General features: G+C 73.3%; 15 protein-coding genes, 1 pseudogene and 2 riboswitches. Of the genes and pseudogenes, 11 read left to right on the top strand and 5 right to left on the bottom strand.

All coding sequences use genetic code 11. The features are described from left to right. On the bottom strand, positions 1 to 1,787 hold a 1,787-nt coding region (locus ABZ484_RS35315; protein ID WP_358870054.1), incomplete at its 3' end, for a glycosyltransferase. 219 nt (positions 1,788 to 2,006) lie between these two features. On the opposite strand from ABZ484_RS35315, the gene ABZ484_RS35310 reads away from it, so the two are divergent. The 9 genes from ABZ484_RS35310 to ABZ484_RS35270 all read left to right on the top strand — a co-directional run bounded on the left by ABZ484_RS35310 (position 2,007) and on the right by ABZ484_RS35270 (position 11,542). Then, positions 2,007 to 2,681, top strand: coding sequence for a TetR family transcriptional regulator (locus tag ABZ484_RS35310; protein WP_358870053.1), 675 nt, complete (start codon positions 2,007 to 2,009; stop codon positions 2,679 to 2,681). 83 nt (positions 2,682 to 2,764) lie between these two features. Beyond that, positions 2,765 to 2,939, bottom strand: a riboswitch (TPP riboswitch). 101 nt (positions 2,940 to 3,040) lie between these two features. Continuing rightward, on the top strand, positions 3,041 to 3,508 hold the full coding sequence (locus ABZ484_RS35305) for a nuclear transport factor 2 family protein (protein WP_358870052.1): 468 nt from the start codon (positions 3,041 to 3,043) through the stop codon (positions 3,506 to 3,508). Positions 3,509 to 3,538: 30 nt separating this feature from the next. After that, positions 3,539 to 3,612: riboswitch (cobalamin riboswitch) on the top strand. A 131-nt stretch (positions 3,613 to 3,743) separates the two neighbouring features. After that, positions 3,744 to 5,003, top strand: coding sequence for a prenyltransferase/squalene oxidase repeat-containing protein (locus ABZ484_RS35300; RefSeq protein WP_358870051.1), 1,260 nt, complete (start codon positions 3,744 to 3,746; stop codon positions 5,001 to 5,003). Continuing rightward, complete coding sequence (locus ABZ484_RS35295) at positions 5,000 to 5,680, top strand: SCO2322 family protein (protein WP_358870050.1); 681 nt, start codon at positions 5,000 to 5,002, stop codon at positions 5,678 to 5,680. Before ABZ484_RS35300 ends, ABZ484_RS35295 begins: the two co-directional genes overlap by 4 nt. Before the next feature lie 487 nt (positions 5,681 to 6,167). Continuing rightward, complete coding sequence (locus ABZ484_RS35290) at positions 6,168 to 7,364, top strand: CbiQ family ECF transporter T component (protein ID WP_358870049.1); 1,197 nt, start codon at positions 6,168 to 6,170, stop codon at positions 7,362 to 7,364. Beyond that, a complete protein-coding gene (locus ABZ484_RS35285; RefSeq protein ID WP_358870048.1) occupies positions 7,361 to 9,085 on the top strand; it encodes an ATP-binding cassette domain-containing protein in 1,725 nt (574 codons plus the stop codon). Before ABZ484_RS35290 ends, ABZ484_RS35285 begins: the two co-directional genes overlap by 4 nt. After that, the gene (locus ABZ484_RS35280; RefSeq protein ID WP_358870047.1) at positions 9,082 to 9,930 is read left to right on the top strand and encodes an ECF transporter S component; all 849 of its coding nucleotides are present in this window, start codon (positions 9,082 to 9,084) and stop codon (positions 9,928 to 9,930) included. Before ABZ484_RS35285 ends, ABZ484_RS35280 begins: the two co-directional genes overlap by 4 nt. Positions 9,931 to 10,303: 373 nt before the next feature. Further along, positions 10,304 to 10,720: a transglycosylase SLT domain-containing protein gene (locus ABZ484_RS35275; protein ID WP_358870046.1), complete on the top strand. Its 417-nt coding sequence runs from the start codon at positions 10,304 to 10,306 to the stop codon at positions 10,718 to 10,720. A gap of 126 nt (positions 10,721 to 10,846) precedes the next feature. Further along, entirely contained in the window at positions 10,847 to 11,542 is a 696-nt protein-coding gene (locus tag ABZ484_RS35270; RefSeq protein ID WP_358870045.1) for a YoaK family protein, read from the top strand. 2 nt (positions 11,543 to 11,544) lie between these two features. On the opposite strand, the gene ABZ484_RS35265 is transcribed toward ABZ484_RS35270, so the two are convergent. The 3 genes and pseudogenes from ABZ484_RS35265 to ABZ484_RS35255 all read right to left on the bottom strand — a co-directional run bounded on the left by ABZ484_RS35265 (position 11,545) and on the right by ABZ484_RS35255 (position 13,228). Beyond that, a complete protein-coding gene (locus ABZ484_RS35265) occupies positions 11,545 to 12,102 on the bottom strand; it encodes an isochorismatase family protein (protein WP_358870044.1) in 558 nt (185 codons plus the stop codon). A 64-nt stretch (positions 12,103 to 12,166) separates the two neighbouring features. Next, positions 12,167 to 12,421: a DUF397 domain-containing protein gene (locus ABZ484_RS35260; RefSeq protein WP_358870043.1), complete on the bottom strand. Its 255-nt coding sequence runs from the start codon at positions 12,419 to 12,421 to the stop codon at positions 12,167 to 12,169. After that, a pseudogene (locus ABZ484_RS35255) lies at positions 12,402 to 13,228 on the bottom strand (helix-turn-helix transcriptional regulator). The gene ABZ484_RS35260 and the pseudogene ABZ484_RS35255 overlap by 20 nt, the downstream one beginning before the upstream one ends. 145 nt (positions 13,229 to 13,373) lie before the next feature. Between ABZ484_RS35255 and ABZ484_RS35250 the strand changes: the two are divergent. After that, on the top strand, positions 13,374 to 13,808 hold the full coding sequence (locus tag ABZ484_RS35250; RefSeq protein WP_358870055.1) for an ATP-binding protein: 435 nt from the start codon (positions 13,374 to 13,376) through the stop codon (positions 13,806 to 13,808). A gap of 9 nt (positions 13,809 to 13,817) precedes the next feature. Here ABZ484_RS35250 and ABZ484_RS35245 read toward each other — a convergent pair whose 3' ends face one another. Continuing rightward, positions 13,818 to 15,866, bottom strand: coding sequence for a bifunctional glycosyltransferase 87/phosphatase PAP2 family protein (locus ABZ484_RS35245; protein WP_358870042.1), 2,049 nt, complete (start codon positions 15,864 to 15,866; stop codon positions 13,818 to 13,820). Positions 15,867 to 16,307: 441 nt separating this feature from the next. Between ABZ484_RS35245 and proP the strand changes: the two genes are divergently transcribed. Continuing rightward, positions 16,308 to 17,651, top strand: a complete 1,344-nt coding sequence (gene proP / locus ABZ484_RS35240; protein ID WP_358870041.1) for a glycine betaine/L-proline transporter ProP — start codon at positions 16,308 to 16,310, stop codon at positions 17,649 to 17,651. The last annotated feature ends 142 nt before the right edge of the window (positions 17,652 to 17,793 follow it).

The raw sequence follows: 17,793 nt of genomic DNA, 5'->3' as shown, positions 1-17,793 counted from the left end.
CTGCCGGTGCCGGCGTCCGCGGCATCGCCCGCAACCGGGCCCGCAGGCCGGCCCGAACCCGGAACCCCGAAACCATCCCGCCCCGGGCCGACAAAGCGACCGGAGCCCGGAGTCCCGGAGCCGTCGGCGCCCGGGCCGGACGGGCTGCCGGTGCCGGCGTCCGCGGCATCGCCCGCAACCGGGCCCGCAGGCCGGCCCGAACCCGGAACCCCGAAACCATCCCGCCCCGGGCCGACAAATCGACCGGAGTCCAGGCTCCCGGAGCCATCGGCGCCCGGGCCGGACGGGCTGCCGGTGCCGGCGTCCGCGGCATCGCCCGCAACCGGGCCCGCAGGCCGGCCCGAACCCGGAACCCCGGAACCATCCCGCCCCGGGCCGGCGAAGCGACCGGAGCCCGGGGTCCCGGAGCCGTCGGCGCCCGGGCCGGCGGAGCGGCCGTTGCTCGGGGGCGCGGGGCGGCGCCGGGGCGGGGTGGCGGAGGCGGCGATGGCCTCGCGGTAGTGGGCCACCGTGCCCTCGGCCGCGCGTGCCCAGGTGAAGTGGCGCAGGACGCGGTCGCGGCCGGCCGCGCCCAGCCGGGCGCGCAGGTCGGGGTCGCCCAGCAGCCGGCAGAGCGCGGCGGCCAGGGCGCCCGCGTCGCCCGGCGGTACGGCGAGACAGGTCTCCCCGTCCCGTCCGGCGACCTCGGGGATCGCGCCGCCGGTCGTGGCGACCAGCGGTGTACCCGTGGCCATGGCCTCGGCCGCCGGGAGGGAGAAGCCCTCGTACAGGGACGGCACGCACGCGACCTCGGCCGAGCGCACGAGGTCGACCAGTTCGGCGTCCGAGATGCCCTTGACGAACTCGACGGCGCCCTCGAGGCCGTAGCGCTCGATGGCCTGGGCGACCGGGCCGTCCTCGGCCCGCTTGCCGACCACGACGAGGTGCGCCTCGGGCTGTTCCGCGCGCACCTTCGCCAGTGCCTCGACGAGGAAGACCAGGCCCTTGAGCGGCACGTCCGCGCTGGAGGTGGTCACGATCCGGCCCGGCACCCGCCGCACCGACGGATCGGGCGAGAACAGGTCGGTGTCGGCGCCGATGTGCACGACGTGGACGCGGCCGGGCCGTACGCCCAGGTGGTCGACGATCTCCTGCCGGGAGCTGCCGGAGACGGTGAGCACGGACGGCAGCCGGCGCGCGACCCGCTTCTGCATGCGCGTGAAGGCGTACCAGCGCTTCACGGACCATCGCCGCTGCCAGGTGTCGGCGGCGTCCAGCTCCAACTGCCGGTCCACGGTGATGGGGTGGTGGACGGTGGTCACCAGCGGCGCGCCGACGTCGCCCAGCAGTCCGTACCCCAGCGTCTGGTTGTCGTGCACGACGTCGAACTCGCCGCGCCGGGCCCGCAGATGGCGGCGGGCGCGCAGGGAGAACGTCAGCGGCTCGGGGAAGCCGCCGGTCCACATGGTGGCGACCTCCAGCGCGTCGATCCAGTCGCGGTACTCGTCGCGGCCGGGGGTGCGGAACGGATCCGGCTGGCGGTAGAGGTCGAGGCTGGGCAGCTCGGTCAGAGCGAGCCGGCCCGGGCAGCCGTCCTCCGGCTCGTCGAGGACGGGGTACGGCTGGGCTCCGATCACCTCGACCCGGTGGCCGAGGCGGGCCAGCTCGCGGGAGAGATGACGGACGTAGACGCCCTGGCCGCCGCAGAACGGGTTTCCCTTGTAGGTGAGGAGCGCGATGTCGAGCGGTCGCTCGCCGTCCGCGGCGAGGTCCGTGGGGGACCCCGCCTGACTGGCCTCAGCGGTCACTCTGGGCCCCCTTCTGACGCACTGTCCCGCGAGATTACGCCGGGACGCTAATCTAGAACAAGTTTCAGACTTGATCGTCCAGGAGGCTCCGAATCTACCGGCAGGTAGCCTCGCTGTGAGCAGTGGATCAGGTGATTCACGCCACGGCTCGCGCGGTGTACGGCGCCCTGCCATGCTGTCCGATCGCACGCACTCACCGACTGTCACGGAGCGGTACCCATGCCTGCGCAAGCCAAGGTGGAAGCCAGCACCGCGCGGCCGTCCGCGAAGCCCGCGACCCCCGCGCGCGAGCACGGGCCGGCTGCCATGTCGCCGCCCCTGACCGAGCGGCAGGAGGCGCGCCGCCGTCGCATCCTGCACGCGACCGCGCAGCTGGCCGGGCGGGGCGGCTTCGACGCGGTGCAGATGCGGGAGGTCGCCGAGTCCTCGCAGGTGGCCCTCGGCACCCTCTACCGGTACTTCCCGTCCAAGGTGCATCTGCTGGTCGCCACCATGCAGGACCAGCTGGAGCGCATGCACGGCACGCTGCGCAAGAGGCCGCCGGCCGGCGAGAGCCCGGCCGAGCGGGTCGCGGAGACCCTGATGCGCGCCTTCCGCGCCCTCCAGCGCGAGCCGCACCTGGCCGACGCGATGGTCCGCGCGCTGACCTTCGCGGACCGCAGTGTCAGCCCCGAGGTCGACCAGGTCTCCCGTCAGACCACGGCGATCATCCTGGACGCGATGGGCCAGGAGGACCCGACCCCTCGGCAGCTGTCCGCGGTCCGCGTGATCGAGCACACCTGGCACTCGGCGCTGATCACCTGGCTCTCGGGCCGGGCCTCCATCGCCCAGGTGAAGACGGACATAGAGACGGTGTGCGGACTGATCGACCTGACGGCCGCCGACGAGAACTGAAGGGCCCACGAGAGCCGCACAGAGCACGCACAGCTCGTCGGACCGGACACGAAGAAACCCGGGCACACGGCCCGGGCACGATGAAACCTACGAGACGGGTTCCCTTCGCCGGCATTGCCCGGATCAGGTTCTAGGGGTCGCCTTCCAGTCTCTCGACTTTCCGGCCTCTCAGCCCGACCGCCGACGTCGGCCTCAGCGGATGCCTCTCGGCGTCTCGCCAAAGTCGGCTACTCCGGTCGAACTCCCTCACTCGTCCCGTAGGCACTTACCAGGATAGAACACCCAAGCCCGGACACAACACCCGAACCAAAAGATTTTTTTCCGGTGCTCCGGGCGGCACGCGCCTGCTATACAGCGCCATGGACCCTCTGGAGCACCTCCTCGCCGAACGCGCCTGCGAGCGCCTCGTCGTCGACTTCGTCCACCGCCTGGACCTGGGCGACCCCGGTTCGGTGGCCGAGCTGTTCACGCAGGACGGCGTCTGGGAATGGCCGCCGCCCGGCGACGGCCGGCGCGTCCGGGGGAGGGACGCCCTGCGCGCCTACTTCGCCTCGCGACCGGCCGACCGGCTCTCCCGCCGCCTGATGTCGAACATCGTCGTCACGGTGACCTCCCCGGACACGGCCACGGCCCTCTCCTACTTCACGACCTACCGCGTGGACGGCCACCAGGGCGGCATGGTGCCCGCCGGCCCGCCCGTCCAGATCGGCCACTACGAGGACCGGTTCCGCCGGGTCTCCGGCGCCTGGCTCCTGACCGCCCGGACGCTGCACCTGCCGTTCGGCGGCCCGACACCCGTGGGCCCCGGGCAGGAACCGGGCCGGTAGAGTGAGCCGGTCGTCTTCACGCCTGTCCGGGGGGAAGCCGGTGCGAATCCGGCGCTGACCCGCAACCGTGAGCCGCCCCTCGTGGGCGGCGAGCCGGACTGCCCCGGGCGGGAGCGTGAGCGGCTCACGTGCGTCGGCGGCCCGCCGCCGCACGGCACCGTCGAGGTATACGGAGCCGAGCCGCGGGGGTGTCCCGTGCTGCCCGGCTCCCTTCAGGGAGAGGCATCCGCCGATCATGAACATCCGCCGCAGCGCCGCGGCCCTGGCCGCCGTCGCCCTGATCGGCATATCGGCGCCCGCCGTCGCCGCCGACTCCTCGCCCTCTCCCTCCGGGTCCCCCGCGCTGCCCTCCGCGCTCTACGGCACCACCGACCCCAAGTACGACGGCGTCTGGCGGCAGTCCCTCGCCCTGCTCGCGCAGCACACGGCCGGTGTGCGGCCCGCCGGGAAGGCCGTGGACTGGCTGACGGGGCAGCAGTGCGCGAACGGTGCCTTCGCTCCCTTCCGCGCCGACACGTCCCGCGCCTGCGACGCCAAGGCCGTGATCGACACCAACAGCACGGCCGCCGCCGTCCAGGCTCTCGCCGCGCTCGGCGGCCACGACGCCGCGACCGGCAAGGCGGTGTCCTGGCTGAAGTCCGTGCAGAACACCGACGGCGGCTGGGGCTACACGCCCGGCGGGCCCAGCGACACCAACTCCACCTCGGTCGTCATCGGGGCGCTCACCGCCGTGGGTGAGAAGCCCGAGACCGTGCGCAAGAGCGGGAAGTCGCCCTACGACGCCCTGCTGAAGTTCGCCCTGCCGTGCTCCGGTGACGGCGCGGGCGCCGGGGCGTTCGCCTATCAGCCCGACAAGAAGGGCAAGCTCGCCGCCAACGCGGACGCCACCGCCGCGGGTGTGGTCGCCGCACTCGGGCAGGGCCTGGCCGCCGAGGGCGCGAGCGGCGACGGGAACGGCGGCGGTAACAGCGGCGGCGCCCGCTGCTCGGACTCCGGCAAGCCCGGTCCCGAGCGGGCCGCCGCGGGCGGCGCCGCGTATCTGGCGCGCGCCGTCGGCAAGAACGGCTACCTCACCTCCGTACTCCCCGGCGCCACCGACCAGCCCGACTACGGCAACACCGCCGACGCGGTCGTCGCGCTCGCCGCGCAGAGCGGGGCCGCCGCGGCGCTCAAGCCCCTCCAGTGGCTGGAGAAGCACTCCGAGGCCTGGGCGAAGCAGAGCGGCCCCGCCGCGTACGCCCAGCTCGTCTTCGCCGCCCACGCGACCGGCACCGATCCGCGCCACTTCGGCGCCATCGACCTGGTCGAACGGCTCAACGCCACCGGTCCCGCGCCTCAGGCGGCCGTCGCCAAGGACAAGGACGGCGCCACCGACGTCGCGAAGGACAACTCCACCCACGCCGTCTGGTGGGCCGGCGGAATCCTCCTGGTCGTCGTCATCGCCGTCGGCTTCATGCTGAGCCGCGGCAGGGGCAACAAGGTGCGGCAGCCGTGACGCGCCGCTTGCGCGCACTGTCCGCCGTGCTGCTGGCCGCCGTGTGCCTGCTGGCGGCGGGCGTGGGCCAGGCGCAGGCGGTCGGTTACCGCTACTGGTCCTTCTGGGACCGCGACGGCGGCCACTGGACGTACGCCACCGAGGGACCGTCCACGGCCCGCCCCGCCGACGGTGACGTGCAGGGTTTCCGCTTCGCGGTGAGCCAGGACTCGCAGGACGCGGCCCAGCCGCGCGGGAGTGCCGACTTCGCGGCCGTCTGCGCCAAGACGCCCGCCCAGCAGGGCAAGAAGCGGATCGCGCTGGTCCTCGACTTCGGCACGAAGGCCGACGCACCCTCCGGCGAGACCCCGCCCGCGCCGCGTACGGCCTGCGCCCGCGTCCCCGCCGACGCCACGACGGCGGAGGCCCTCGCGGCCGTCGCGGGGCCCCTGCGCTACGACACCAACGCCCTGCTCTGCGCCATCACCGGGTATCCGCGCAAGGGGTGCGGCGAGCAGGTCGCGTCGGGGAAGAGCACACCGTCGAAGAGCGGCGCCGAGGTGGACAAGAAGGACGAGGCGAAGAAGACGGACGAGGGCGGCGGTCCCTCGGTCGGCCTCGTCACGGGCGGTGCCGTCGTCCTCGTACTGGCCGGAGCGGCCGTCTGGCAGGCCCGTCGGCGGCGCGGAGATGCGTAAGACGCCCGCCGGCACGGGCACGCCTCAGACCTCCGCAGGCGCGGGTCCGCGCGCGGACTCCGCAGGCGCGGGCCCGAGCCGGACGGCAGACGGTCCGGGCACACGCGGAGAGGCCGACGGCGCGAACATGCGCCCGGAACCAGGAGACGCCCGCGCGATTCCGCACAGCGCGACCAGCGACGAGGACCCACAGGAGACAGCAGCCGACGCGAACATGCGCCCGGCGCCAGACGGCACCCACACGGTTCCGCGCGACGCCACCAGCGACGAAACCCCACACGGGACAGCAGCCAACACGGACACGCGTCCGGCGGCAGACGGCCCCCACGCGGATCTGCCTGGCACCACCGGAGACGAAACCCCACACGGGACAGCAGCCGACGCGGGCATGCGGCGGGCGGCCGACGGCGCGCGCGCAGCCGTGCGGCGGACGCCTGGCGGGGCACGCTCGGGCCTGCGCGGCGCGCCCGACGGCGCACGGACAAGCGTGCGCGGCGTACCCGGCGCGGCACGCGCGAAGCCGCGCGGAGTGTCCGGCGGAGCCCGTGCGGGAGCTCGTGGCGCCGCCGGTGTGCACGCGGGGGCCTGGTGGTTGTGGGCCCTGGCCCTCGGGACCGCCGCCACTCGCACCACCAACCCGCTCCTGCTCGCTCTGCTGCTCACGGTCTCCGGCTACGTCGTGGTGACCTGTCGCCCCGACACCCCTTCCGCCCGGTCGTACACCGCGTTCGTCCGGCTCGCCCTCGCCGTGCTGCTCATCCGTCTCGTCTTCGCCGTCGCCCTCGGCTCCCCCATCCCCGGCACGCATGTGCTCGTCACCCTGCCCGAAGTGCCGCTGCCGCACTGGGCGCAGGGCATCCGCCTGGGCGGCCGGGTCACGGCCGAGGCGCTGGTCTTCGCCCTGTACGACGGCCTGAAGCTGGCCACCCTGCTCGTCTGCGTGGGCGCCGCCAACGCCCTCGCCGCCCCCGCCCGGCTGCTGAAGTCCCTTCCGGGCGCCCTGTACGAGATGGGCGTCGCGGTCGTCGTCGCCCTCACCTTCGCCCCGCACCTGGTCGCCGACGGCCGCCGGCTGCGCGCGGCCCGCCGGCTGCGGGGGCGGCCCGACCGGGGTGTCCGGGGCCTGCTGCACGTGGGACTGCCGGTCCTCGAGGGCGCGCTGGAGCGGTCCGTCGCCCTGGCCGCCGCGATGGACGCCCGCGGCTACGGCCGTACAGCCGAGGTCGCGCCCGCCGTGCGCCGTACCACCGCCGCCCTGACCCTCGGGGGTCTGCTCGGCGTCTGCGCCGGAACGTACGGGCTGCTCACCGCCGAGGGCGGCACCTACGGCCTGCCGGTCCTGCTGGCCGGGGTCGCCGCCGCCCTCGCCGGGCTCCGCCTCGGCGGCCGGCGCTCGCCGCGCACCCGCTACCGGCCCGACACCTGGAACCTCCGCTCCTGCCTGGTCGCCGGAGCGGGAGCGGCCGTCGCGGCGCTGCTCACGCTCGCCGCCGCCCGCGACCCCGAGGCCCTGCACCCCGGTGTCGTGCCCCTCACCGCCCCCACCCTTCCCCTGTGGCCCGCCGCGGCCGTACTCCTGGGCCTGCTGCCCGCCTTCGTCGCCGCGCGCGCACCGGCCCCGGCCGCTGTGCCCCCGGCCGTTGTGCCCACGCCCGCCCGCACGTCCCCCGAGGAGCCGTCGTGATCCGCTTCGAGGATGTCTCCGTGACGTACGACGGGGCGGCCGAACCCACCGTCCGCAAAGTGGACTTCGAGGTGCCCGAGGGCGAACTCGTGCTGCTCGTCGGGCCGTCCGGGGTCGGCAAGTCGACCGTCCTCGGCGCGGTGAGCGGGCTCGTGCCGCACTTCACCGGTGGCACCCTGCGCGGCCGGGTCACCGTGGCCGGCCGCGACACCCGCGCCCACAAGCCGCGCGAGCTCGCCGACGTCGTCGGCACGGTCGGGCAGGACCCGCTTTCCCACTTCGTCACCGACACCGTCGAGGACGAACTCGCCTACGGCATGGAGTCGCTGGGCCTCGCCCCGGACGTGATGCGGCGGCGGGTGGAGGAGACCCTGGACCTGCTGGGCCTGGCCGATCTGCGGGACCGCCCCATCGCCACGCTCTCCGGCGGCCAGCAGCAGCGGGTCGCGATCGGCTCCGTCCTCACCCCGCACCCGAAGGTCCTCGTCCTCGACGAGCCCACCTCCGCGCTGGACCCGGCCGCCGCCGAGGAGGTCCTCGCCGTCCTCCAGCGGCTCGTGCACGACCTCGGTACGACCGTGCTGATGGCCGAGCACCGTCTGGAGCGCGTCGTCCAGTACGCCGACCAGGTCGTCCTCCTGCCCACCCCGGGCGCCGCCCCGCTGATCGGCGCCCCGGCCGACGTCATGGCCGTCTCGCCGGTGTTCCCGCCGGTGGTGGACCTGGGCCGCCTGGCGGGGTGGTCCCCGCTGCCGCTGACGGTCCGCGACGCCCGCCGCCGGGCGGCGGACCTGCGCGAGCGCCTGACGGGCCGCGAGCCCGCACCGGCGCCCGGCCCCGCGACCGAGACGACCGCGGCGCCGGCGCGCCCGGCCGCCCCGCGCGCCCTCTTCCCGTTCCTGCGCAGGCGCGCGCCCCGTGCCACCGGCCCCACGGACACCGCCACGGACACCGCCACGGACACGCCACCGGTCGTCGCCGAAGCCCGCGCGCTGGCCGTCCGGCGCGGCCGCGTCAAGGCGCTGCGCCATGTGGACCTGGCCGTCGTCCCCGGCGAGACCATCGCCCTCATGGGCCGCAACGGCGCCGGGAAGTCCACCCTCCTGGGATCCCTGGTCGGACTGGTGGAACCCTCCGCAGGGCAGGTCCGCGTGGGCGGCGCGGTTCCCCACCGCACCCCGCCCCGCGACCTCGTGCGCCGCGTCGGGCTGGTCCCGCAGGAGCCGCGCGACCTGCTGTACGCCGACACGGTCGCCGCCGAGTGCGCGGCGGCCGACCGGGACGCGCAGGCGGCGCCCGGCACCTGCCGGGCCCTGGTCTCCGAGCTGCTGCCCGGCGTCACCGACGAGACCCACCCCCGGGACCTGTCCGAGGGGCAGCGGCTGGTGCTCGCGCTCGCCGTGGTCCTGACCGCCCGGCCCCCGCTGCTGCTGCTCGACGAACCGACCCGCGGCCTGGACTACGGCGCGAAGGCCCGCCTGGTCGCCGTGCTGCGCGAGCTCGCCGCCGCAGGCCACGCGATCGTGCTGGCCACGCACGACGTGGAGCTGGCCGCGGAGCTCGCCCACCGGGTGGTGCTGCTCGCCGAGGGCGAGGTGATCGCCGACGGCCCGACCGCGGAGGTGGTCGTCTCCTCCCCCTCCTACGCCCCCCAGGTCACCAAGATCCTGGCCCCGCACAGGTGGCTCACGGTCGCCCAGGTCCGCGAGGCACTGGCATGACGACCATGACGACCGCCCGCGACTCGTCCCACGGCTCCGTGCGCGCCGTCCGCTTCGGCCCCCGCTCCCTCATCGCCCTCGCCCTGGTCAGCGCCGTCGGCGTGGTGGCCTTCACCTGGCCCTTCCTGGCGCCGCCGGCCTCGCGGCTCAGCGCGCACGCGCAGGACGCGCCCTGGCTCTTCGCGGGCCTGCTGGTGCTGCTCGTCGCCGTCCTCGCCGCGACGATCTCCGAGTCCGGTCTGGGCCCGAAGGCCGTCGCCATGCTCGGCGTACTGGCGGCGACGGGGGCCGCGCTGCGCCCGATCGGCGCCGGGACCGCCGGTATCGAGCCCATGTTCTTCCTGATGGTGCTGAGCGGACGCGTCCTGGGGCCCGGCTTCGGGTTCGTGCTGGGCTCGACGACCATGTTCGCCTCCGCGCTGCTCACGGGCGGGGTGGGGCCCTGGATGCCGTTCCAGATGCTGGCCATGGGGTGGTTCACCATGGGCGCGGGCCTGCTGCCGGGCCCGGACCGCCTGCGCGGCCGTACGGAACTGCTGATGCTGGCCGGCTACGGCTTCCTCGCCGCCTTCGCCTACGGCACGGTCATGAACCTCGCGGGCTGGCCCTTCATGGGCACCCTCGCCTCCTCCATCGCCTTCGACCCGCACGCCGCGGTCCCCGCCAACCTGGCCCGCTTCGTCGCGTACTGCCTGGCCACCTCGCTCGGCTGGGACCTGGGCCGGGCCGCCGTCACCGTCGTCCTGACGCTGGCCGTCGGCCCGGCGGTGCTGCGGGCGCTGCGCCGCGCCACCCGGCGGGCCGCCTTCGAGACACCGGTCACATTCGACCCGCCCCCACCCTGAACCCGCCGTCACCCCGCGCCCCCGCACGGTGACCACGCCGGTGAACCGGCCCACATGACGCGGATCACCTACGGCCCCGGTTCGTAGCCGCGCGGCCCGCGGCATGCGGGTGCCTTTACCCGCGCCGACCTGCGCATCGAGAGCCCGCTCACACCCACACACCCCACCGCGGATGCGACGACAACTAGTAAAAGGGGTGTTTGCGGGCGGATGAGCCGCCTGCTTGTCTGGACGACGTCGTCAGGAGCCGACGGTCCCCGGACCCCGGACATCCGGGACTCCGGGGCCTTCGGTGCCAGGGCAGCCCCTCCTCCCGCTCCCGCGGGCTCCGGCTGCTCGCGACACCCCTGGTCCCCGACCCAAGAGGTTCTCCGTGCCCGTCTCCTTCATCCGCCGCATCGCCACCCCGAAGAAGGCCCTCACCACCGCCGCCGTGGCCGCCGCCACCGCCGGCATCGCCCTGACTTCGGTTCCCGCCCAGGCAGCCACCCCCGCCTCCGGCTCGGACGCGAAGGCGATCGCGCACCAGATGATCCCGGACGCCGCGCAGTTCAACGCCTTCAGCCGCATCGTCGAGCACGAGAGCGGCTGGAACCCCCACGCCACCAACGCCTCCTCCGGCGCCTACGGCCTGGTCCAGGCGCTGCCCGCCTCGAAGATGTCCTCGGCGGGCGCCGACTGGAAGTCCAACCCCAAGACCCAGATCAAGTGGGGTCTGGACTACATGAACTCCCGCTACGGCAGCCCGGCCAAGGCCTGGAACTTCTGGCAGGCCCACGGCTGGTACTGAGCCGACCCCACGCCCGGCCCCTGAGCCGGCCACCGACGCGAGGGCGGCGGTCCCCCGATCCCCGGGACCGCCGCCCTCGTCGTGTCCGGGCACCGTACGGCCGCGCCCGTCTGCTTTCCTGGTGCCATGGCAGCAGACCCGCCGCGGGACGCCCGCTCGGACGCCCCCGACGCCCGCGGCCTGCGCCTGGTGCTGGTGCTGCTGGGGCTGACGGTGGTCAGCGGCATCATCGACGCGGTCAGCTACCTCGGACTCGGCCACGTCTTCACCGCGAACATGACCGGCAACGTGGTGGTCCTCGGCTTCGCCGCCGCCGGAGCACCCGGCTTCTCCGTGACGCACACGGCCATTTCCCTCGTCTGCTTCCAGCTGGGCGCGCTGGCCGGCGGCCGGGTCGCGGTGCGCTACGGCGGCCGCTCGCGGCGCAGTTGGGCCCGTGCGACGCTGGCGGTGGAAGCGGCCCTCGTGGGCACGTCGTCGGCGGTGGCCTTCGCCGCCCCCGGCGCCACCGGCACGACGTACGTCCTCATCGCCCTGACCGCCCTCGCGATGGGCCTGCGCAACGCGACGGTCATCAAGCTGGGCGTGCCCGACCTGACGACCACCGTCCTGACCAGGACCCTGACCGGTCTCGCCGCCGACTCCCGCGCCGCCGGCGGCACCGGCCTCCGCTCCGCACGCCGCGCCGCGTCGGTGGTCGCGATGCTCGCCGGCGCCGCCCTCGGCGCCTGGCTGGTCGTCCACCGCGACCTGGGCACCCCGCTGCTGATCGCGGCGGTGGCGGCGGGGGTGCTGGCGGCGGTGACGTCGGGCCGCGAGTGACGTCATCTGCCGCCGAAGTCGACGTCCTTGGTCTCGACGGTCCCGGCGGTGCGTCCCGGTGCCTTCTGGTAACCCCAGTACAGGTTGGTGTGGGCGATGACCTGGTCCGGCGGCGGGGCGCCCCAGGCCGACGTGTCCTCCGTGGTGTGCGCGTCACCCACCAGGATCGTGTCGTACCCCCGCACGAGCGCGCCGTGCAGCGTCGAGCGGACGCACACGTCGGTCGACGCCCCGGTCACGAAGAGCCGGCCCACCCCGAGCCCCGACAGCACGGTCTCGAGTGTGGTGTCCTCGAACGAGTCACCGTAGTTCTTGTGCACGAGCGGTTCGCCCTCGCGCGGCGTCAGCTCGGGCACGATCCGCCAGCCGTCGCTGCCCTTCACCATCCCCTCGTCGGCGTGCTGGATCCACACGACGGGAGTCTCCTCCCGCCGGGCCCGCTCGACCAGGGCAGCGATGTTCGCGACGACCGCGTCACGCTCGTGGGCCTTGTGCACGACGTCGTTCTGCACGTCGACGACGAGGAGCGCGGCGTTGGGCCGGTCCTGGAGTGTGGTCATGGTTCCCCCTTGCGCCTACCGGTGCCATCTGCGACCACACTAGACCGGGCCACTGACAATCGGCTCAGTCCGCGACGGACGTCCAGGTGACGAAGCTGGTGAAGGCCTCCGGGCGGAAGGTGAGCACGGGGCCGGTGGGGGTCTTGGAGTCGCGGACGGCTATGGCCGTGTCCGCGAGTTCGGCGATCTCTACGCAGTTGCCGCCCTGGTCGCTGCTGTACGTCGACTTGCGCCAGGCCAGCGGCCCGAGTGGCGCGCACTCGACGCAGGAGCCGCCCTGGTCGCCGCTGTAGCTGGACTTACGCCACTTGATCTCCATAGCGGTCCTCCATCACGCGCCGGATCAACTCCGCCGAGTCCTTGAGGGAGAGAGCGGCGGCCTGGAGGTGATCGTAACGGAGCGAACAGTCTTTGACGGTGTCCGGATTCGCGGTGGGGTGCCCGCTGCCGTAGCCCTCCGTGTAGACGATGTCGGGGTCCTGGCCGAAGTGGAACAGGTCGAACGAGCCTTGCAAACCTGCGTGTGCTCCGGCCGAGAAGGGCAGCACCTGTACGTTGATCCGGGGATTGCCCATGAAGCTCAAAGGTGCGCCAGTTGCTCTCGCATTGTCTTCGGGCTACCGACCTCTTGGAGCAGAACGGTCTCACTGATGACCGCCCAGAACACCGGCGGTTCACTCTTCTCGAAGATGCGCTGACGAGCGAGTCGTACGGCGGTGCGGTCGTCGAGGTCGGTTTCGTCCAGCGCACCAAGCACCGCACGTGCATACGCCTTCGTCTGTAACAGGCCGTGCACCAGGTGCGTGTGGAAGGTCTGCATCTTGATGGCCCGCGCCTCCAGCTCCGCCACCTGCTGGAACCAGGCCGGAAGCTGACTGCGCATCACCAGCACGAGGAGCCGCGACAGCAACCCGTCCGCCCCCAACGCCGCGTCCACCCGCTCACTGAACTCCGGCGTCGGCAGCTTCCGTGCCGTCTCGATCTGCCCAACCAGCGACCCGGTGTAGTTGACGATCTCCCCCAGTTGCCGCTGTGTCAGGCCCGCGGCCTCCCGCAGCCGCCGTAGCTCGAAGCCGTAGTAGTCGAGCGGCGAGGCCCCCGGGTCGAGGACGTTGATGTTGGTCACGCACGGTCCCCTTTGCGCACGCCGGTCCACAGGCGGACCGGTTGTGTTCACGTAGTAGCCCAGCGTAGTGACGGCACGTCAGCCTCGTCCCGTGAACGACTGCTTTCCCTCGATCCTCGCGGGCCCCCGCGCCGCCCAGTACCAAATGACGCTCACCGCCGGTGAGCACTCCGCGCGGCACATCCGCCGGCTCGTCCGCTCCCACCTGACCGCATGGGACCTGGCCGAGCTGGCGGACGCCGTGGAACTCGCCACCACCGAGCTGGTCGCCAACGTCGTACGCCATGTCCCGGACCGCCGCTGCACGCTGCTGGTGCTGCGGCAGACGGCGGGCGTCCGGGTGGAGGTGAGCGACGGCTCACCCCAACAGCCCGTCACGCCGGCCGACTTGCCTCCGGACGCGGAAGGCGGACGCGGCCTGCTGCTGCTCGACGCCGTCGTCGACAAGTGGGGTGTGGCACCGCACGGCACGGGCGGAAAGACCGTGTGGTTCGAATGCACAGGTGGCGAAAGCACCGGCACGTCGGTTCTCGAAGGGGACGCGGACGTCGAGGAACTGATCGCCACCCGCGACTGGTGACCGCCGGGATCATCTCGGAGCGCGGTCCTTCGGGACGGCCGCCTCGCTGCTGAGTTCGGCGGTGGCCGTGATCGTCCGTCCCCGCGGCCCCTGGAGCAGATACGTCAGCCCGAAGCCCGTGCCGACGACGGCCGCGCCGCCGACCGCGTCCAGGACCCAGTGGTTGCCGGTGGCGACGATCGCGGAGACCGTGAAGAGCGGGTGGAGGAGGCCGAGGGCCTTCATCCACCACTTGGGGGCCACGATCGCGATCACCAGGCCGCACCACAGCGCCCACCCGAAGTGCAGGGACGGCATCGCCGCGTACTGGTTGGTGAGGGCCGTGAGGGTGCCGTAGTCCGGCTTGGAGAAGTCCTGGACGCCGTGGACGGTGTCGATGATGCCGAGGGCCGGCATCAGGCGGGGCGGTGCCAGCGGGAAGGCCCAGAAGCCGACCAGGGCCAGGAGTGTGGCGAAGCCGAGGGCCGAGCGGGCCCAGCGGTAGTCGACCGGGCGGCGCCAGTACAGGACGCCGAGGACGGTCAGCGGGACCACGAAGTGGAAGGATTCGTAGTAGAAGTCGAAGAAGTCGCGCAGCCAGCCGACCTTGACCACGGCGTGGTTGACCGCGTGCTCGACGTCGATGTGCAGGAACCGCTCCACGGAGAGGATCTCGTGGCCGTGGTGCTCGGCGCGGGCCCGGCCGCCGGAGATGGTGCCGCCGGTCGCCGCGAGACGCACCTGCTGGTAGGCGGCGTAGGTCACGCGGATCAGCAGGAGTTCCAGGAGCAGATTGGGGCGGGTGAGGACCCTGCGCAGGAAGGGGACCAGCGGGACGCGTTTCCAGCGGGCCGGGACTTCAGCGGCGTACTGGGCCGGGACGGGTGTCCGGTAGTGCTCCGAGGTGCGGGAGAGGAAGGGGACGACCGTCGCGGCGGCCAGCGCGGCCAGCAGGACCATGTTGTCCCGCAGCGGGTACATGACCGCCATGTTCGGCAGCATCATCTTCGCCGGGAGGGTCGTCACCAGGACCACGGCGACCGGCCAGACGTAGCGGTCGGAGGCGCGGCGGCCGACCCGGCCGACGACCGCGAGCAGCATCCACAGCAGCTGGTGCTGCCAGGTGGTGGGTGAGACGGCGATCGCGGCGCAGCCGGTGAGGGCGACCGCGAGGAGCAGCTGGCCGTCGCGGGCGTAGCGCACGGCCCGGCGGAGGCCGAGGACGGCGACGACCGTGCCCAGGGCGAGGAAGAGGCTGATCTCCAGGGGACCGGTCAGGCCGAGGCGCAGCAGGGCGCCGTGCAGGGACTGGTTGGCGAGGGCGTCGGCGCGGCCGCCGAGGCCGGCGCCCGCCATGTGGTGGACCCAGTAGGTGTACGAGTCGTGCGGCATCGCGGCCCAGGCGAGCGCGGTGCAGGCGGCGAACACGGCGCCGGTGGAGGCGGCGGCCTTCCTGCGGTCGGTGCACCACAGCAGGGGCGCGAACAGCAGCATCGTGGGCTGGAGCGCGGCGGCGACGCCGATCAGGGCGCCCGTGGTCCGCTGTCCGCGCACGACGAAGCAGCCGAGCAGCACGAGCAGGACGGGGATGATGCTGGTCTGGCCGAGCCAGAGGGTGTTGCGCACCGGCAGCGACAGCATGAGCAGGCTGATCGCGACGGGTGCGGCCAGCAGGGAGGTGCGGCGGCCGACCGGGTGGGGCAGGGCGCGGGCGGCGATCAGGCCGATCGCGACCACCAGCAGCAGGGTGCCGAAGATCCAGCCCCAGCCGAGGGCGTCCTCGGCGGCCTTGGTCAGTGGTTTGAGGACGAGGCCGCTGAACGGTGTGCCGGTGAACCGGGTCGAGTCGTACAGCGATCCCTTGACGTGCAGGACGCCCTCCGGCCCCACCCAGGTCTCCAGGTCCGTGAGTCTCTGTCCGGGCGGAGAAGTCAGGACGGCGGCCACCTGCCGTATCGCGAGGACACCGGCGATCAGCCACAGGCCCAGGCGGGCCGCGTGCAGCCGCGCTCTGACCGGGTCGCCTGCCGTCGCTCCGAGTGTTCCGGCCCCTGCCCCGCTGTGCTCCGCGTCCGCCACGCCCCGTCGGCCTCCCGCCCCGTTGTCCCGGTACGAACCCTGGGGGCGCGCGGCCTCCCAAGAGACTCGCGGCTCCCCCTGTGGAGAGACGCGGACGGCCCCGGGTTCACCTGTCGTCCGCCCGCCTTTTGTCCGGATGACGATAGTCCGCCCCTGATGCGGTTGCGCTCGCCGGGCGCGACAAGGATCACAGCGCGGGCCCGTGCAAGGCGCCCGGCGTCGGGCAGACGTACCTGCGTATCACGCATTTACGTGCGCTGCGCATCGACTCGCGTACAGTACGTGAGGGGAGCAAGCGGTCGTATGGTCGATTTTCGGCCAGGCTCGTTCCGGCCGGTTCGGCCCGCTCGTCAGCGACGTCGCGTGGGCCGCGTCCTTGTCCCCGACGAGAGGTAGGCGAGCGAAGCCTTGTCGGCTGCCACAGTCACCGCTCCCCGTTCCGTGTCCCTCATCAAGTCCCCCACCGCCGCCGCACCCCCCACGGTGACCGACCCGGCGCTCGTGAAACGCGCCGTGAAGGCCGCCGCGCTGGGCAACGCGATGGAGTGGTTCGACTTCGGTGTCTACAGCTACATCGCGGTGACCCTGGGCAAGGTCTTCTTCCCCTCCGGCAACCCGACCGCGCAGCTGCTCTCCACCTTCGGCGCCTTCGCCGCGGCCTTCCTGGTCCGCCCGCTCGGCGGCATGGTCTTCGGCCCGCTCGGCGACCGCATCGGCCGCCAGAAGGTGCTGGCCGTCACCATGATCATGATGGCCGCGGGCACCTTCGCGATCGGCCTGATCCCCTCGTACTCGGTGATCGGCGTGGGCGCCCCGCTGCTCCTGCTGGCCGCCCGGCTGGTGCAGGGCTTCTCCACCGGCGGCGAGTACGCGGGCGCGTCGACCTTCATCGCCGAGTACGCCCCGGACAAGCGGCGCGGCTTCCTCGGCAGCTGGCTGGAGTTCGGCACGCTGGCCGGTTACATCGGCGGCGCGGGTCTGGTGACCCTGATGACGGCGCTGCTGTCCGACGCCGACCTGCTCTCCTGGGGCTGGCGGATCCCGTTCCTGATCGCCGGCCCGATGGGCATCATCGGCCTGTATCTGCGGATGCGACTGGAGGAGACCCCGGCGTTCGCGGCGGAGGTCGAGAAGGCCGAGGCGGACCGCCCGAAGGTGCCCCTGCGCGAGATGATCGCGGGCCAGTGGAAGGCGCTGCTGCTGTGCATGGGCCTGGTGCTGGTCTTCAACGTCACCGACTACATGCTGCTGTCGTACATGCCGAGCTATCTGACCAGTGAGCTCCACTACGACGAGACGCACGGCCTGCTCGTGGTGCTGGGCGTGATGGCCCTGATGATGATCGTCCAGCCGTTCGCCGGCGCGCTGACCGACCGCGTCGGCCGCCGCCCGGTGATCGCGGCCGGCTGCGCGGGCTTCCTGTTCCTGTCGATCCCGGCGCTGCTGCTGATCCGCCAGGGCAGCCTGGCGGCGGTGGGCCTGGGCATGGCCGCGCTGGGCCTGCTCCTGGTCTGCTTCACGGCCGCGATGCCGTCCGCCCTGCCGGCCCTGTTCCCGACCCGGTGCCGCTACGGCTCCCTGTCGATCGGCTTCAACGTCTCCGTGTCCCTCTTCGGCGGCACCACCCCGCTGGTGGTCACGGCGCTCATCGGCGCGACCGGCAACATGATGATGCCCGCCTACTACATGATGGCGGCGGCCGTGATCGGCGGCTTCGCCGTCTGGCGCATGTCGGAGTCGGCGGGCCGGCCGCTGCCGGGCTCGGCGCCGTCGCTGGAGTCGTGAGGACGGGCGTGGCCGCGGGCAGTCGCACGTGGCCGCGGGCGGTCGCACGGAGGCGACCTCACGCAGCATCCGCACATCGTGGTGCATCCGCCGGCCCTGGACGGCTCCCGGCGGGTCACCGAGGGCGACGTGACCCTCGGGC

The organism is Streptomyces sp. NPDC006393 (genome assembly GCF_040628575.1).
Classification (GTDB): Bacteria; Actinomycetota; Actinomycetes; order Streptomycetales; family Streptomycetaceae; genus Streptomyces.
The sequence above is the reverse complement of the archived record's forward strand: the minus strand, read 5'-3'. Positions and strand labels throughout refer to the sequence as shown.

What these genes read in the sequence shown, in the direction of transcription:
- ABZ484_RS35310 (WP_358870053.1), top strand. Translation starts at nt 2,007, where the DNA reads ATGCCTGCGCAAGCCAAGGTGGAAGCCAGCACCGCGCGGCCGTCCGCG.
- ABZ484_RS35270 (WP_358870045.1), top strand. Translation starts at nt 10,847, where the DNA reads ATGGCAGCAGACCCGCCGCGGGACGCCCGCTCGGACGCCCCCGACGCC.
- ABZ484_RS35280 (WP_358870047.1), top strand. Translation starts at nt 9,082, where the DNA reads ATGACGACCATGACGACCGCCCGCGACTCGTCCCACGGCTCCGTGCGC.
- ABZ484_RS35250 (WP_358870055.1), top strand. Translation starts at nt 13,374, where the DNA reads ATGACGCTCACCGCCGGTGAGCACTCCGCGCGGCACATCCGCCGGCTC.
- ABZ484_RS35260 (WP_358870043.1), bottom strand. Translation starts at nt 12,421, where the DNA reads ATGGAGATCAAGTGGCGTAAGTCCAGCTACAGCGGCGACCAGGGCGGC.
- ABZ484_RS35300 (WP_358870051.1), top strand. Translation starts at nt 3,744, where the DNA reads ATGAACATCCGCCGCAGCGCCGCGGCCCTGGCCGCCGTCGCCCTGATC.
- ABZ484_RS35305 (WP_358870052.1), top strand. Translation starts at nt 3,041, where the DNA reads ATGGACCCTCTGGAGCACCTCCTCGCCGAACGCGCCTGCGAGCGCCTC.
- ABZ484_RS35265 (WP_358870044.1), bottom strand. Translation starts at nt 12,102, where the DNA reads ATGACCACACTCCAGGACCGGCCCAACGCCGCGCTCCTCGTCGTCGAC.